Consider the following 13,988-nt stretch of genomic DNA (forward strand, 5'->3'; position numbering starts at 1 on the left):
TTCCCTTCACAAAGATTCTGGTTCCGTTTTAGCGTGCAACGCGCGAAGATAAAGCGAAACCGGTGCGACAGCCAGTGTCGTGCGGATCAGGAACAACCGGAGACGGGATGACGACCCCCGAAAAGGATCTGGAAGAAACGAAAGATGCAGGGGCTGAAACCGCTGCACCTGTTGCTGTGCCTGATGAGGAAATCCGCCCGGAACAGTTGATGGCGACGTTGCAGCCGCATCTGGAACAGGGGCGCAAGAAACGCCGTCGCAAGCCGAAAAAGCCGAAGAAACCCTGGCGTCAGCGCCATGCGACGATTTTCAGTCTGCTGGTTCTCTTTGCGATCTTGGCGGTGCTTGTGCCGATCGCACTGGCACTTGTCGCGGGGCGCGCGGTGAAAGCACCAGAATTCCTGGCGGTGCGTGTTGAAAAAGTTCTGGGGGAATCTCTTGCCGGCGGTCAGATGGATCTGGGCCGGATTGATGTGATCCTGACCGAAGAATGGCAGCCGCAGATCCGGATTGAACGCCTGGCGCTGGCGGATCAGACCAATCTGCCGATTGCAGAACTGCGCAATATCCGGGTGACATTGTCGCGTCGTGAACTGCTGCGTGCCACCGTTGCCCCGCTGGATGTCACGGTGAATGGTGGTTTTATGGCCTTGCGTCGCGATCCTGACGGGCTGTTTGATATGGCGCTTGAAAGCCCGGATGGCAGCGCGTTGCAGGGCACCGGGAACCTTGCAGATATTCTGGATGGCATTGACCGGATCTTTGAAACGCCGGAACTGGCGTCAGTCCGGATGATGTCCGCGGAAGATTTCACCTTTCAATACGAAGATGTGCGTGCCGCGAAATTCTGGATCGCAGAGGGCGGTGCGTTTGAACTGACCCAACAGCCGGATAAGCTTGAACTGCGCCTGGGGTTTCAGTTGCTTTATGGCGAAGACAAACCGGCCCAGGCTGCGGTTTCCTTTACCTCATTTAAAGGATCCCGCCGGGCGGTGCTGGCGACCAATGTAATCGGCCTGCCTGCATCTGACTTCGCAAGCCAGGCCCCGGCTTTGGCCTGGCTTGAGGTGCTGGATGCGCCCGTGTCCGGGGCGCTGCGTGCGGAAATTGATGACGAAGGCAATCTGGCCTCTACCGATGGCACGCTGGATATCGGTGCGGGTGCGCTGAAGCCGACCGAAGACACGGTGCCCGTGGGGTTTGACGGGGCCCGGGCCTATTTTGGTTTTGATCCGGCGCAGCAGCGTATTCACTTTGATGAGCTTTCCGTTTCCACGGATTACGGCAGTTTCCTGATGTCAGGGCAGGGGCTTTTGCGCGATATCCGCAACGGCTGGCCCAAAGAAATTCTGGGGCAGTTCCGTCTTGATACGCTGGAACTCAGCCCTGACGGCGTTTTTGCCGCCCCTGTCAGTATTGATCAGGGTGTGGTTGAACTGCGCCTTGAACTGAATCCGTTCACCCTGACCCTTGGACAGGCGATGCTGCAACAGGGCGATGGTCATCTGGTGGCCCGGGGGCAGGTTTCTGCCAAACCTGGCGGCTGGGAGGTCTCTGTTGATGCAGAACTTGATCAGATGGAGGCACGTTCTGTCGTGGCGCTCTGGCCATTGGCAGCGGCGGGGAACACCCGGAAATGGCTGGACGCTAATATTCTGGAAGGTGTGATTGGCCCCGCCAGTGCGGCCTTGCGTCTGAATCCTGGTGAAAAGCCTGTTGTCACCGCACAATTCGGTTTTCAGGACGCAGCCGTGCGGTTCATGCGCCAGATGCCCCTGATCACGCATGGTCGCGGTTACGGTTCCCTGCAGGGCAATCGCTTTGTTCTGGTGGCGGAAGAAGGCCAGGTTGCACCACCAGAAGGGGGCACGCTGCAGGTTGGTGGTTCTGTTATGACGCTGGAAGATATCAGTCTGCGACCGCCGGATCTGCATGTGGATTTGCAGGCGCAGGGCAAGATCACGGCGGTGACATCGCTTCTGGATCAACGCCCGTTTGAATTCTTTACGAAGGCCGGACTTCCCGTTGATCTTGCAAATGGCACAGCGCAGGTTGTGGCCGATATCACCGTGCCTTTGCGGCGTGATCTGCAGGCCGAAGATGTGCCCTTTGAAGCGCGCGCGACCCTGCGCAATATGGGCACCCGTGAAATTGTGCCCGGCAAATGGGTGCTGGCGGATGCGATGCAGGTTTTTGCCAACAATGAACAGCTTGAAATTTCGGGATCTGGTTTTGTTGCAAAGGCCGAAACCGCCACAACAGGCGCCCGGTTTGATGCGCTGTGGCAGCAAAGCCTGTCACCGGAAAACCCGGGGCAATCTTCGGTATCTGGTCAGGTAATTCTGGATCAGGCGTTTCTGGATGAATTCGGCATTGCACTGCCGGATGGTTTCCTTCGTGGCGAAAGCCGGGGCGAATTTGCGATTGACCTGCGTCGCAACGAAGCACCGCGAATGCGGCTGAGTTCCGATCTGCGCGGCGCGCGCTTGCGCATTGGGGAAATCGGCTGGTCTAAACCCGCGTCCTCTGGTGGCAGCCTGGAGATTTCCGGGCGTCTTGGCGCGCCTGTACGGATTGATCGCCTGCAACTCGAAAGCAATGGTCTGAATGCGGTTGGTCAGGTGGTTCTGAACGATAACAACAGCTTCCGCGAGGCCGTGTTTGACCGTGTTACTGTCGGCAGCTGGCTGGATGCGCCTGTTACCCTGACGGCCCGGAATGCAGGCCAGTCCCCGGCAATTTCTGTGCGCGGCGGGCGGGTTGATATCCGGCGTACAACCTTCGGGCAGGGTGGCAGTGCCGGGACAGGTTCTTCCAACACACCGATCACGCTTGCGCTGGATCGCCTGCAGATCAGCGATAGCATTGCCTTGCATAATATGCGCGGTCAGCTGAATACATCGCCTGCATTGCAGGGCGACTTCACCGGTCTTGTGAACGGGCAGGCGTCTGTGTCTGGTCGTCTCAGCCCATCAGTTGAGGGCACCTCTGTGCGGATCCGCAGCGATGACAGCGGGGCTGTTCTGCGGGCCGCAGGTGTGTTTTCCAAAGTCTATGGCGGCTCAATGGATATGTTCCTTGTGCCACGCGCTGAGGAAGGCCATTACGACGGCCGCCTGACAGCAGAGGGCATCAAAATTCGTGGTGCGCCAGCCCTGGCGGAAATCCTGGGCGCGATTTCTGTCGTTGGTTTGCTTCAGCAACTGAACGGCGATGGCATTCGCTTCGGCAGTGTGCAGTCGCATTTTGTGCTGACCCCGAGCTATGTGAACCTGCTGGATGGCAGCGCAATTGGGGCCTCTCTCGGGGTGTCGATGGAAGGGATTTATAACCTCGGAACCTCAGGGCTTGATCTGCGCGGCGTGGTTTCGCCGATCTACCTGCTGAACGGTGTCGGCGCTGCCGTGTCGCGTCGGCGAGAGGGGCTGTTTGGGTTTAACTATCGCCTGCAGGGGACTGCGGATGATCCGAAAGTCCGGGTAAACCCGCTGTCGATCCTGACCCCGGGTATTCTGCGCGATGTCTTCCGCGGGCGCGCCCCAGAGGTGCCGACGGAATAACTCTGCCAGTTATGGGCGAACCGACAGGCTGCGGGATGCACCAAGCACCTGAATGCTACGCACCCCGGACAATTGGGAATCACTCAAAAATGTGGCCACCACAACTTCACGCGATTGCGGTGTTGAGGTCAGGGTTCTGACACGCGGGGGCAGGGCGCGGAATTCAAAGCTTAACACACCATCACGGGCGATGCCTTCATTTTGCGGCACAAGCGCCGCCTGCGACCATCCCTGTTGCGCAGGCAGGCCGGTTACACGCAGGATCACACCGCCGGTTGCGCGTTCGGTTTTCACATCTGTAATCTGTGGTATCAGCGCGCGCGGATCTGTGGGCAGCTCTGCTGTGGTGGCTGCTTCTGCGGCGCGGTTTTTTCCGCCGAACCAGTTAAACGGATTGGCGGAACTCAGGGAACTGGCTGAACCACCGCAGGCGGTCAGAAACAGACAGGCGCTCAGCGTAACAGAAACGGATTTCACCACAGATTTCGTCATTAAATTCTCTCCCTTTGCGTCAGATCTACCCCAAAGCCAGCGCTTTGCAAAGCGTCGCGACTGGACCTTTCGCAGCAAAACCCCTAGATCACATTTGTCGGGCATAAGCCCCGTGTTCATATAGCAGCAGGATCTCAGCGACATGGCAAGTGAAGCCTTTGAAAATATTGCGGAAGACTTTGACTTTCTGGACGACTGGGAAGATCGCTATCGCTATGTGATTGATCTTGGCAAGAATATGGAAGCCCTGGATGAGGCGCTTCAGGTGCCTGCCAATAAGGTAGATGGCTGCGCAAGCCAGGTCTGGATTCATCCGATCATTGAGGATGGCATCTTTCAGGCGAAAGGCGACAGCGATGCAATGATCGTGCGCGGGCTGATCGCGGTGGTTCTGTCGCTGTACAACGGGCTGACGCTTGCGGACGTTCTGGCGACCGATGCGCAGGGCGAACTTGCGCGCCTTGGTCTCGATGAACATCTGTCGTCCCAGCGTTCAAACGGGGTGCGCGCCATGGTTGATCGCATTCGCGCGGTTGCCAAAGCACAAAGCGCCTGATCTTCATCTTTCTGAAAATACTCCGGGGGAGTCAGCCTGCTGACGGGGGCAGAGCCCCCATTACTGCGGCTTTTTCAGTGTCGCCAGTTCATTCTGCAGATCGCCGTAGCCTGTAAAGCGGCGCTCATATGCCAGGCCCAGCCTTGCAGCGGCTGCTTCGGCTTTTGCATCAAGTTCCGGATCTTCTACCTGGGCCTGATAGATAAGTTTCTCATAATTCCCGAAATACATGTTGATCAGATCCGGATGCCGGTCCAGCCCCATCGGTTTCACGATGAACGCATCAAACTGACGCACCAGAAAATCAGTCAGATAGAAGGATGTGATTTCATCCTCGGCAAGTGCCGCAAAGCGGTCATTGCCTTCATAGAAAGAATAGCAATGCGGGCCTTTCAGCATCTGAACGCCCAGCTCTTCACATTTGGCCTGTAGCAGGCCACCGGTGCCGCAATCCGCATAGACCACAAAGATGTCGGCATAATTTTCGCGATGTTTCCCAATCGCTTTCTCGATCTCAGGGACGATCTTTTCCGGGAACATATGGTAAATCGCAGGCAGGCAGGTCAGATCCATGTGATCCCAGCCATTCAGGTCTTTGATCGCAAGAATTTCACGCGCCAGCGCCCCGCAGGCCAACAACAGGATACGTCCGGGTTTCCCTGGTGTTGTGCCCTCAAGGCCTTTTTCTGTCAGCGTATTGTCATCAGGCAGCATCTGGCGATCTCCACGTTCTTTTTAGCTTGCCACAATGGCTGGCAAAGAAAAACCCCGGCACAAGGGCCGGGGCAAAGTCTTCCGGGCATACTGCCCGGAGGAGAGATTACTTAGCCTCAACCAGCAACCTGGTTGTGCTTACGGGCCATGAATTCTTTTGCGGTGTCAACAGCAACAGCTGCGTCACGGCAATAAGCGTCAGCACCGATGGCTTTGCCGAATTCCTCATTGAGTGGCGCGCCACCCACGAGGATGGTGTAATCATCACGCACACCTTTTTCGATCATCGCGTCAATCACAACCTTCATGTAAGGCATTGTGGTTGTCAGCAGGGCGGACATGCCCAGGATGTCAACATCACCGGCGTCCAGTGCTTCCATGTAAGCATCAACAGCGTTGTTGATGCCGATGTCACGCACTTCAAAGCCAGCGCCTTCCATCATCATACCAACAAGGTTTTTGCCGATATCGTGGATGTCGCCTTTCACAGTGCCGATCACCATGGTGCCCATACGTGGCGCGCCGGTTTCAGCCAGCAGAGGCTTCAGGATTGCCATGCCGCCCTTCATCGCGTTCGCCGCGAGAAGTACTTCAGGTACAAAGAGAATACCGTCGCGGAAGTCTTTCCCAACGATGGTCATGCCGCCAACAAGTGCGTTGGTCAGAACCTCGTATGGCTGCCAGCCGCGGCCAAGCAGGATGTTCACACCTTCTTCGATCTCTTCTTTCAGACCGTCGTAAAGGTCGTCATGCATCTGCAAGACAAGTTCGTCATCGGGCAGTTCAGAGAGGATGATATCTTCTTCGTCAGACATGTGTATTTCCTGGCGTTAAGCGGGGAGCCCCCGGAGTTTCTTAATTCCTTAATCTGCGATTTATCGCCGCGCAACCTGCCGGTTTCCGACACGAAGATGAATGAGAACGACGGTTATGAACTTTCTGTGGTAATTTTCATGCTGATGTTCTATTTTTGTTCTCATGATTGAAGATTCCATGACATCGGGCGAAGCGCCCCCACGCAGCCTTGCAAAAGGCCGCGCGGCCCTGACAAATGAAACCCCGCGCTATGAAGCTTTTGCGCGGGAAAACACATGCGATGACTGGCCGGGGGACGGGGAAGAGCCCCCGGTTCTGCGCACTGAGGTGCGCGAGGAACAGGTGCGGTCTGCCATAAACCGGGTGAAATCGCCGGATCTGCCCTTTGACCGTTCGCTCAACCCGTATCGGGGGTGCGAACATGGCTGTATCTATTGTTTCGCAAGGCCAACCCATGCCTATCTGAACCTGTCCCCGGGGCTTGATTTTGAAACAAAGCTGATCGCGCGGCCCAATATCGCCGAGGTTCTGGAACAGGAACTGCGGGCGCGGCGTTATAAGGTGGCGCCTCTGGCGATCGGATCAAACACCGATCCGTATCAACCGATTGAAAAAGAATATGAAACCATGCGTGATATTCTGCAGGTGCTGGCGCGCTTCAACCATCCGGTGGCGATTGTGACCAAGGGCAGCCTGATTGAACGCGATATTGATATTCTTGCCCCTATGGCAGAACGGGGGCTTGTGCGGGTTGGCGTTTCAGTCACCTCTATGGATGCGAAATTATCCCGCCTGCTGGAACCGCGTGTGCCTGCGCCCGCGCGACGCCTGAAAGTGATTGAAAACCTGACAGACGCCGGCATTCCCGTGCGTGCCATGGTCTCCCCGATGATCCCGGGGCTGAATGATCATGAAATGGAAGCTATCCTGCGCGCCTGTCGGTCCGCCGGGGCAACGGCGGCCAGTTGGATCATGCTGCGTCTGCCGCAGGAAGTGTCACCGCTGTTTAAATCCTGGCTTGAGGAACATTACCCGGCAAAGATCGAAAAAGTGATGGGCAAGCTGCGCGATATGCACGGCGGCAAAGAATACAGTTCTTCCTGGCACCAGCGTATGCGGGGCGAGGGGCCATATGCGGCTTTGCTTGGCGCACGGTTCCGCCAGGCCTGTGCCCGGCTGGGACTGAACGAAGACGCCCCGGATCTGCGATGTGATCTTTTTGAGGTGCCGCTGGAAAACGGGCGTCAGATGGCACTGTTCTGAGAAAAAGAAGTTCTGAGAAAAAGAAACCCGCCGGAATGCGGCGGGTTCTGTGTCTTTTATCAGCCCCGGCGGCGGGTGCGTCGCGGGGTAGGTGCCGCATCATCCGTGCCATCTGAGCCGGATGAAAACCCACCAAGCTTTTCAGCAATCGTATCCAGCGACGGGCGCCCGCCTGCAGGGCGTGTTTCAAGTGCTTCGCGCATGGCACGCAGATGTTCCGGCATGGTACCGCAGCAACCGCCAATGATCTTCGCGCCACAATCCCGTGCCAGCACCGCGTAATCGGCCATCAGTTCAGGGGTGCCGTCATAGTGAATATGACCATCCACATATTTCGGGATGCCCGCATTGCCCTTGGAAATGATTGGCGTGTTCGATCCCTGGGCGCTGAAGCCCAGCACAGTGCGCAGAAGGTCTGAGGCCCCGACACCACAGTTGGCGCCAAAGGCCAGAGGTGCAGGGGAAAGCTTGCCCACAAGATCCGTAAGATCTGTGCTGGTCACACCCATCATGGTGCGGCCGGCGGTGTCAAAGCTCATGGTGCCACACCATGGCATGCCCGCGTTTTCAAAGGCTTCGGCGGCGGCTTTGAATTCTTCCGGGGCTGAAATGGTTTCAACCCAAAGCACATCAACACCGCCCGCTTTCAAAGCTTCGGCCTGCTCCTGGAACATCTCAACCGCGCCCGCATAGGTCAGCGTGCCCATGGGTTCCATGATCTCACCCGTCGGGCCAACAGAGCCGGCAACAATGATATCGCGATCAGACTTATCCGCAACTTCGCGGCCAAGTTCGGCAGCAGCGCGGTTCAGTTCACCGACGCGACCCTGGGCATCATGCAGTTTCAGACGCGAGGCATTGCCGCCAAAGCTGTTGGTCAGAAACAGATCACTGCCCGCATCGACAGCATTTTGGTAAAGGGCGCGGATTTTATCCTGTTCATCCACATTCCACAGCTCTGGCGCATCGCCGGATGACAGGCCCATGTTGAACAGGTTTGTGCCCGTCGCCCCGTCTGCGAGAATCCAGTCGCGGGTGTCCAGCATGGTTTGCAGGGGATTAACTTTGGAAGCGGTGCTCATATTCCTGGCCTTTATCTTGCTTCTGGGCTGCGCCGCGCAGCGAAAGATGCTGGTTTGTCCCGGGCTATTCCCACCAGCATCCAAAGCACATGCCAGAAATGCCTTGGCAAAGCAAACGCCGGCAGGGGACGCAGATAGCAAAAAGATTCATAATGATTGTGAATTTCGTTCAGAACGGCAGTGTGGAGTTCTGAACCGTCGCGCGAACATTCGGTTTGCCGGGGTTTCATGCAGTGCAGGCGGGTGACATATAGCGCGGGCGATATCAATGGCAGAGACACACAGGGAAATCCAGCCCGGGCAGGCGATATACAGTGGGCTTACCTGCGGTGCGAAACCCAGTTTGAAACGTCTCAGCCCCTCTTGTTTTTTGTGCACAGCACGACTGAATAACCGCGGATATGCAGGCGAAGGCATGGCTGCGAGGCTCAGCCGGGGAATGCCCTGTGCGCGTGCCATATCAAGGGCTGCTGTGATCAGTGCCTGCATTGTACCATCCGGTGTGTTTTCGCCCTGACGCATCAGATCCAGCGCCCATTCCTTCGGGTTCTGGTGAAAACTGACAAAGGCAATGATCCTGCTGTTTCGCCGGGCGACAAACACCTTTTGCCGGGTCAGATATTGTGGGCAGTACCGCCCCATGGAAAACCCGCGTTCGCCCCGGTTTGCCCTGGCCCAGTTTGCTGAGATTTCGGTCATCCGGGCCTGATCCTCTGCGGTTAGCCAGGGGGCGTAACTGATTTCAGTGTCTGACTTTTCCACCTTGCGGATTTTGCGCCGCAATCCGCGTCGCGCCGGTGTATTTAAGGTCCAGTTTGCAGGGCTGATCCAGGCTTCTTCGGCAATACGCAGGATCTTCCAGCCTTTGCGGCGTGCCACTGCGGCAAGCCTGGCGGGGCACTTATAAAGACAGGGCAGCTTCCCCCGGGTCTGGGCGGTGCGGGTCAAAACCTGAAGGGCGGCTGTGTCCGAAGGCGCGTCAAGGGGTGCGCGCAGGGCGACAAGGGCCTGGCCTGTGTCCCCGGTCAGCCAGGATACCGAAGCCCCGACAGCTGTGCTGGTCTTTAGCTGTCCCTGCCAGGCAAGCCCTGCTTCTGCAAAAGGGGCACGGGCCTGAAGCAGGGGCGAAGGCGGATGATCTGTCAATACAGTTGGCAGTGGCTGATGTGGTGACACGGGCAGGTTTTTTTGCCCGAAGGCAAGCGCCGTCACACCCAACAGGGCGGGAATAAGATAATAGACCAGCCGCCAGGCGAGAATACCCGCCAGAAGTTCCGCCTGAGGGGCGAGGGGCAGAAGCGCAAAAATCGCAACCTCAAACGCACCGACACCCGCCGGGGATCCGCAGATCAGCCCCAGGCCAAAGGCCAGCAGAAAGACGGGGATCAGCATCTGAAGGCCGGGATTTGCCGCATCAGGCAGAAGCACCCAAAGCGCGCCACAGGCAGTGAACGTGTCAAGCGCGGTCAGGGTAACAACTGAAAACAGAGTTTTAAGCGATGGAAATGCGGGCAGGGGAAGCCTGCGCGGCTGCAGCAAAGAGAAAAGGACTGACAGTAAAGCTGTCAAAAGGCCCAAAGGAATGAGCCATTCTGTGAAGGCCGGCAGGTTTGCCAGGGCTGTGCTGTCTGGGGTCCCACTGATCATCAGAACAACGGCCACAGTCACAAGCCAGCCGTTGAGGAAGGTCACCGCAACAATCGCGGTCATGCGTCCGGCCTGATACAGGGAAATTTCCGGCAGCATGCGCCAGCGTGACAGCGTGCCGGTAAACAGTCCAAACCCCGTGGTCTGGCTGATGGCAATCGCGGTGATCCCGGCTTTCAGGGCGCGTTCCGGCTGTACATTTGTTTTCAGTATCCGGTGCACCAACACATCATAACGCCCGACGGCAAGGAAACTGAGGGCGGTGAAAAACAGGGCAAGCCCCCATTGCAGGGCGCTGACCTGCCGGGCGCTGGCCATCACAGCGGATAAATCCAGGCCTTCCAGTTGCTGCATCAACAGGATCAGAAAAGCCCCGGCCAGAACCAGCGGCAATCCGTTGCGGATCACCTGACGCAATCTGATACGCGGGGGCAGAGGACGCGCCCGTAAAACCTGTATTCTATTGTGTTTCTGTATTGCGTCTTTCGACCCACCTGGTGCGAAATCCATGCACACCCCTCCGATAATTCACCCGGAAAGCACTATGCAGGCGCGTGCTAAGCGAAGTCTTAACAGATAAAATGTGAAGGGAATTTTTATGAGGTGACAAATATGAGGCGACAAAAAAAACGCGCCCGGTCAGGCGCGTTTCAGAGTGTTCAGTACTGATCCTGTGGATCAGGCTTCGTTCATGATCTGATCTTTGGCGACAGCCATCATCTCTGCCATCTTCGCGCGGATCGCGTCTTCAGACGCTTTGTCGCCCAGATCACCGGCCAGCTTGCGCACAACATCGTCGTGGCCTGCTTCTTCAAAGTCGGATTTCACGACTTCTACGGCGTAAGCAGCAGCTTCATCACCGGATTTGCCAAGCAGTTCTGCGGCCCAGAGACCGGTCAGCTTGTTGCGGCGGGCTTCTGCTTTGAACTGCATTTCCGCATCATGGGCGAATTTTGCTTCAAAGGCGGCTTCGCGATCGTCAAAGGTGCTCATTTTCGGCTCTCCTTCAGAAATGAAAATAATCTGTTGTTAACACTCATATGCCCCCCTTTGGGTGTTGTATCAAGGGGAAGTCTCGCGTGTGGGCTGTGAAAAATACGTGTATCGGGGAAACACGGCTGCCTCTTGTCTTGCTCTGACGCCATACCTGGCTTATAGGGCGTCCAAAGCCGCGCGGACCCGGCCCGGGTTCCGGCAGTGCGCAACCGGTTGCTGGCATCAGGGAGGTCCCATGGCCAAAGGTAAAAAGCTCTACGAAGGCAAAGCAAAGGTTCTGTATGAAGGCCCTGAACCGGATACGCTGATCCAGTATTTTAAGGATGATGCGACGGCGTTTAATGCTGAGAAGAAAGACACCATCGATGGCAAAGGCGCGCTGAACAACCGCCTGTCTGAATTCTTTATGAATGGTCTGACCCAGATCGGCGTGCCGAACCACTTCATCAAACGCCTGAACATGCGCGAACAGCTGATCCGCAGCTGTGAAATCGTGCCGCTGGAAGTGATCGTGCGCAACTATGCCGCAGGGTCCATGTCCAAACGTCTGGGCATTGAAGAAGGCACACAGCTGCCGCGCCCGATTGTGGAATTCTCGTATAAAGATGACAGCCTTGGCGACCCATTGGTGCCAGAGGAATATATCATCGCCTTCAACTGGGCGTCTCAGCAGGATCTGGATGACATCCTGGCGCTGGCCTTGCGGGTGAATGATTACCTGTCCGGCGTGATGTATGGCGTTGGCATCAAGCTGATTGATTTCAAAATCGAGATCGGCCGCGTCTGGGAAGGTGATTTCATGCGCCTTATCGTTGCGGATGAAATCAGCCCTGACAGCTGCCGTCTCTGGGATATTGAGACCGGCCAGAAACTGGATAAAGACGTCTTCCGCCGTGATCTTGGCAATTTGACAGACGCTTACACCGAAGTTGCCCGCCGTCTTGGCGTGCTGCCTGCAAATGTGGCCCCGGCCACCAAACCGACAATCGTTCACTGAAAGGCCCTGCCATGAAAGCCCGTGTTCATATTATGCTGAAAAATGGTGTTCTTGACCCACAAGGCGACGCCGTGCGTCATGCGCTGGGTGCGCTGGGGTTTGACGGTGTCGACGGTGTGCGTCAGGGCAAGGTGATTGAACTGGACCTCGCAGAAACCGATGCCGCAAAGGCCGAAGCAAACGTCAAAGACATGTGTGAAAAGCTGCTCGCGAACACCGTGATCGAAAGCTACACGATTGAGATCGTCTGAGACAGACCCTCAACACTGAATACAAAAGCCGCCCGGACCGGGCGGCTTTTTTGTTGGAAAAATATCTTTGAAATTACAGCGTTTCGGTGCAGATACAGAGGGCAGTGCCGGTTTCCGGAACGTGCCCGTTAAGGGTGCAGGGCGGGGTATCCCCGTCTGATTTTAATACGATGCAATTCGGGGCGCGCCGGCGCGTGGGCTTTCACCCACCTCCCGGCACGCAGAACCAGGTTGGCGGAAATCGTGTGCTGCGTTTTGTTTGGTTGTGTTTCTTTATTTTATTTAGACTTTCTGGAATTCGGATCATGAACCGGACACAATTTGCATCAAGCCTTGCCCCATCTTTGCTGGCACCCCGCTGGTCAGAAACAGAGTTGTCGCAATGCCTGTTGCAGCGATTGCCCGGGCAGCAGAAAGCTCTCTCAGCACGGTTGACAGCCGAACTTCTGCAGACCTTTCCTGGCCCTGTTGCTCCGCCGGAACGGCAGCTGGTGGCGGGCTTGCGTGGCAGGCCCACCTTTGAACGCCTGTATCGTCATTGCGCGAAGCAAGCGATTTGGCCTGCGCCGGTGCTGACACAAACGCGGATGCAGCCTGCATCTGGGCTGGGCCGGCCGGAGGTGCCACATCTGGATACGCCGGGCGATTTTGCGGATTGGCTGCCATTGCCGGAGGACCGTCTGAACTACCTTGCGGATGTGGATGGGCGTTACGCCTGCCATGCCTACAGAACCATTCGGCACTATCACGCCGTTGCTGAGGCTAAAAAATCGGGGGGACACCGCCTGATCGAGGCACCGAAATCGCAGCTGAAAGCTGTGCAACGACAAATCCTGCAAGGGATTCTGCGTCAAATTCCGGTGCATGAGGCCGCATATGGGTTCGCCCCGGGCAAGGGATGCGCGGATGCGGCACGCCTGCATTGCGGTCGCGATGAAGTTGTCTGTTTCGATCTGGCTGATTTCTTCCCCTCTGTTTCTTTTGCATGGGTCTTTGGTGTGTTTCGCCATCTGGGCTACCCCGAAGCTGTGACCAGATTACTGGCGGGGCTGTGCACAACAGAAACGGCGCCTGATGTTCTGGTACAGTTTCCTTTCGCGATGCGGCAGCTTTACCGCATTCCACATCTACCCCAGGGCGCACCCACGTCCCCTGCGCTGGCGGATATTCTGTTGTTCAATCTTGATTGCCGCCTGAACGCCCTCGCCACAAAACTTGGGGCAAGCTACACGCGATACGTCGACGATCTGACGTTTTCCGGACCTGCGGGTCTTGGACGGGGGCTTTTGAAATTGGTGCCTGAGATCATTCGGGATGAAGGGTTTCGCAGCAATCCCGGGAAAGTCCGGGTGATGCCGTCGGGCGGGCGACAAGTGGTGACCGGCATTGTCGTGAATGCGCATCTGAATATGCGGCGGGCTGAATTTGATCAGCTGAAGGCCGAAATTCACGCCTGTGGCAGGCCCGGTGATCTGCGTCTTTCTGATCCGCATTACCGCGCGCGGCTGATCGGCCGTATTCAGTGGCTCCGCCACCTTAACCCCATACGGGGTGAGAAACTGTTAACGCTTCTGGGGCGGGCAGAGGCGCAGAAAATCACAGCATAGCCCGCGC

At 56.8% G+C, this 13,988-nt stretch carries 12 protein-coding genes; 6 read left to right on the forward strand and 6 right to left on the reverse strand.

What is annotated here, in order from left to right; translation table 11 throughout:
• Positions 1–107 precede the first annotated feature (107 nt).
• On the forward strand, positions 108–3,560 hold the full coding sequence (locus H1D41_RS11005; protein ID WP_228848954.1) for a YhdP family protein: 3,453 nt from the start codon (positions 108–110) through the stop codon (positions 3,558–3,560).
• A 9-nt stretch (positions 3,561–3,569) separates the two neighbouring features.
• Here the strand turns inward: H1D41_RS11005 and H1D41_RS11010 are convergent, their stop codons facing one another.
• The gene (locus H1D41_RS11010; protein WP_228848955.1) at positions 3,570–4,052 is read right to left on the reverse strand and encodes a hypothetical protein; all 483 of its coding nucleotides are present in this window, start codon (positions 4,050–4,052) and stop codon (positions 3,570–3,572) included.
• Positions 4,053–4,194: 142 nt separating this feature from the next.
• Here H1D41_RS11010 and H1D41_RS11015 point away from each other — a divergent pair, with 142 nt between their 5' ends.
• The gene (locus tag H1D41_RS11015; protein ID WP_228848956.1) at positions 4,195–4,608 is read left to right on the forward strand and encodes a SufE family protein; all 414 of its coding nucleotides are present in this window, start codon (positions 4,195–4,197) and stop codon (positions 4,606–4,608) included.
• A gap of 60 nt (positions 4,609–4,668) precedes the next feature.
• On the opposite strand, the gene H1D41_RS11020 is transcribed toward H1D41_RS11015, so the two are convergent.
• Together H1D41_RS11020 and H1D41_RS11025 are read right to left on the reverse strand one after the other, a co-directional pair.
• Positions 4,669–5,322: a DUF1638 domain-containing protein gene (locus tag H1D41_RS11020; protein ID WP_228848957.1), complete on the reverse strand. Its 654-nt coding sequence runs from the start codon at positions 5,320–5,322 to the stop codon at positions 4,669–4,671.
• Positions 5,323–5,438: 116 nt separating this feature from the next.
• Entirely contained in the window at positions 5,439–6,137 is a 699-nt protein-coding gene (locus H1D41_RS11025) for a corrinoid protein (protein ID WP_228848958.1), read from the reverse strand.
• Between the two features lie 178 nt (positions 6,138–6,315).
• Between H1D41_RS11025 and H1D41_RS11030 the strand changes: the two genes are divergently transcribed.
• On the forward strand, positions 6,316–7,401 hold the full coding sequence (locus H1D41_RS11030; protein ID WP_228848959.1) for a PA0069 family radical SAM protein: 1,086 nt from the start codon (positions 6,316–6,318) through the stop codon (positions 7,399–7,401).
• Between the two features lie 59 nt (positions 7,402–7,460).
• On the opposite strand, the gene bmt is transcribed toward H1D41_RS11030, so the two are convergent.
• From bmt to H1D41_RS11045, 3 genes are all read right to left on the reverse strand, one after another.
• Positions 7,461–8,483, reverse strand: a complete 1,023-nt coding sequence (bmt, locus tag H1D41_RS11035) for a betaine--homocysteine S-methyltransferase (RefSeq protein ID WP_228848960.1) — start codon at positions 8,481–8,483, stop codon at positions 7,461–7,463.
• A 147-nt stretch (positions 8,484–8,630) separates the two neighbouring features.
• Positions 8,631–10,640 carry a phosphatidylglycerol lysyltransferase domain-containing protein gene (locus tag H1D41_RS11040; RefSeq protein ID WP_228848961.1) on the reverse strand — a complete coding sequence of 670 codons (2,010 nt, stop codon included), beginning with the start codon at positions 10,638–10,640 and terminating at the stop codon, positions 8,631–8,633.
• Positions 10,641–10,808: 168 nt separating this feature from the next.
• Positions 10,809–11,123, reverse strand: a complete 315-nt coding sequence (locus H1D41_RS11045) for a DUF1476 domain-containing protein (protein WP_228848962.1) — start codon at positions 11,121–11,123, stop codon at positions 10,809–10,811.
• A gap of 238 nt (positions 11,124–11,361) precedes the next feature.
• Here H1D41_RS11045 and purC point away from each other — a divergent pair, with 238 nt between their 5' ends.
• From purC to H1D41_RS11060, 3 genes are all read left to right on the forward strand, one after another.
• Positions 11,362–12,123, forward strand: a complete 762-nt coding sequence (gene purC / locus H1D41_RS11050) for a phosphoribosylaminoimidazolesuccinocarboxamide synthase (protein WP_107497977.1) — start codon at positions 11,362–11,364, stop codon at positions 12,121–12,123.
• 11 nt (positions 12,124–12,134) lie between these two features.
• Complete coding sequence (gene purS, locus H1D41_RS11055; protein WP_228848963.1) at positions 12,135–12,374, forward strand: phosphoribosylformylglycinamidine synthase subunit PurS; 240 nt, start codon at positions 12,135–12,137, stop codon at positions 12,372–12,374.
• A 305-nt stretch (positions 12,375–12,679) separates the two neighbouring features.
• Complete coding sequence (locus H1D41_RS11060) at positions 12,680–13,981, forward strand: reverse transcriptase family protein (RefSeq protein ID WP_228848964.1); 1,302 nt, start codon at positions 12,680–12,682, stop codon at positions 13,979–13,981.
• Positions 13,982–13,988: the final 7 nt, after the last annotated feature.

The organism is Halocynthiibacter styelae, from assembly GCF_016123485.1.
Lineage (GTDB): Bacteria > Pseudomonadota > Alphaproteobacteria > Rhodobacterales > Rhodobacteraceae > Halocynthiibacter > Halocynthiibacter styelae.

Coding starts and splice junctions, on each gene's coding strand:
- H1D41_RS11040 (WP_228848961.1), bottom strand. CDS start 10,640: ATGGATTTCGCACCAGGTGGGTCGAAAGACGCAATACAGAAACACAAT.
- H1D41_RS11030 (WP_228848959.1), top strand. CDS start 6,316: ATGACATCGGGCGAAGCGCCCCCACGCAGCCTTGCAAAAGGCCGCGCG.
- purS (WP_228848963.1), top strand. CDS start 12,135: ATGAAAGCCCGTGTTCATATTATGCTGAAAAATGGTGTTCTTGACCCA.
- H1D41_RS11020 (WP_228848957.1), bottom strand. CDS start 5,322: ATGCTGCCTGATGACAATACGCTGACAGAAAAAGGCCTTGAGGGCACA.
- H1D41_RS11005 (WP_228848954.1), top strand. CDS start 108: ATGACGACCCCCGAAAAGGATCTGGAAGAAACGAAAGATGCAGGGGCT.
- H1D41_RS11045 (WP_228848962.1), bottom strand. CDS start 11,123: ATGAGCACCTTTGACGATCGCGAAGCCGCCTTTGAAGCAAAATTCGCC.
- bmt (WP_228848960.1), bottom strand. CDS start 8,483: ATGAGCACCGCTTCCAAAGTTAATCCCCTGCAAACCATGCTGGACACC.
- H1D41_RS11015 (WP_228848956.1), top strand. CDS start 4,195: ATGGCAAGTGAAGCCTTTGAAAATATTGCGGAAGACTTTGACTTTCTG.
- purC (WP_107497977.1), top strand. CDS start 11,362: ATGGCCAAAGGTAAAAAGCTCTACGAAGGCAAAGCAAAGGTTCTGTAT.
- H1D41_RS11060 (WP_228848964.1), top strand. CDS start 12,680: ATGAACCGGACACAATTTGCATCAAGCCTTGCCCCATCTTTGCTGGCA.
- H1D41_RS11025 (WP_228848958.1), bottom strand. CDS start 6,137: ATGTCTGACGAAGAAGATATCATCCTCTCTGAACTGCCCGATGACGAA.
- H1D41_RS11010 (WP_228848955.1), bottom strand. CDS start 4,052: ATGACGAAATCTGTGGTGAAATCCGTTTCTGTTACGCTGAGCGCCTGT.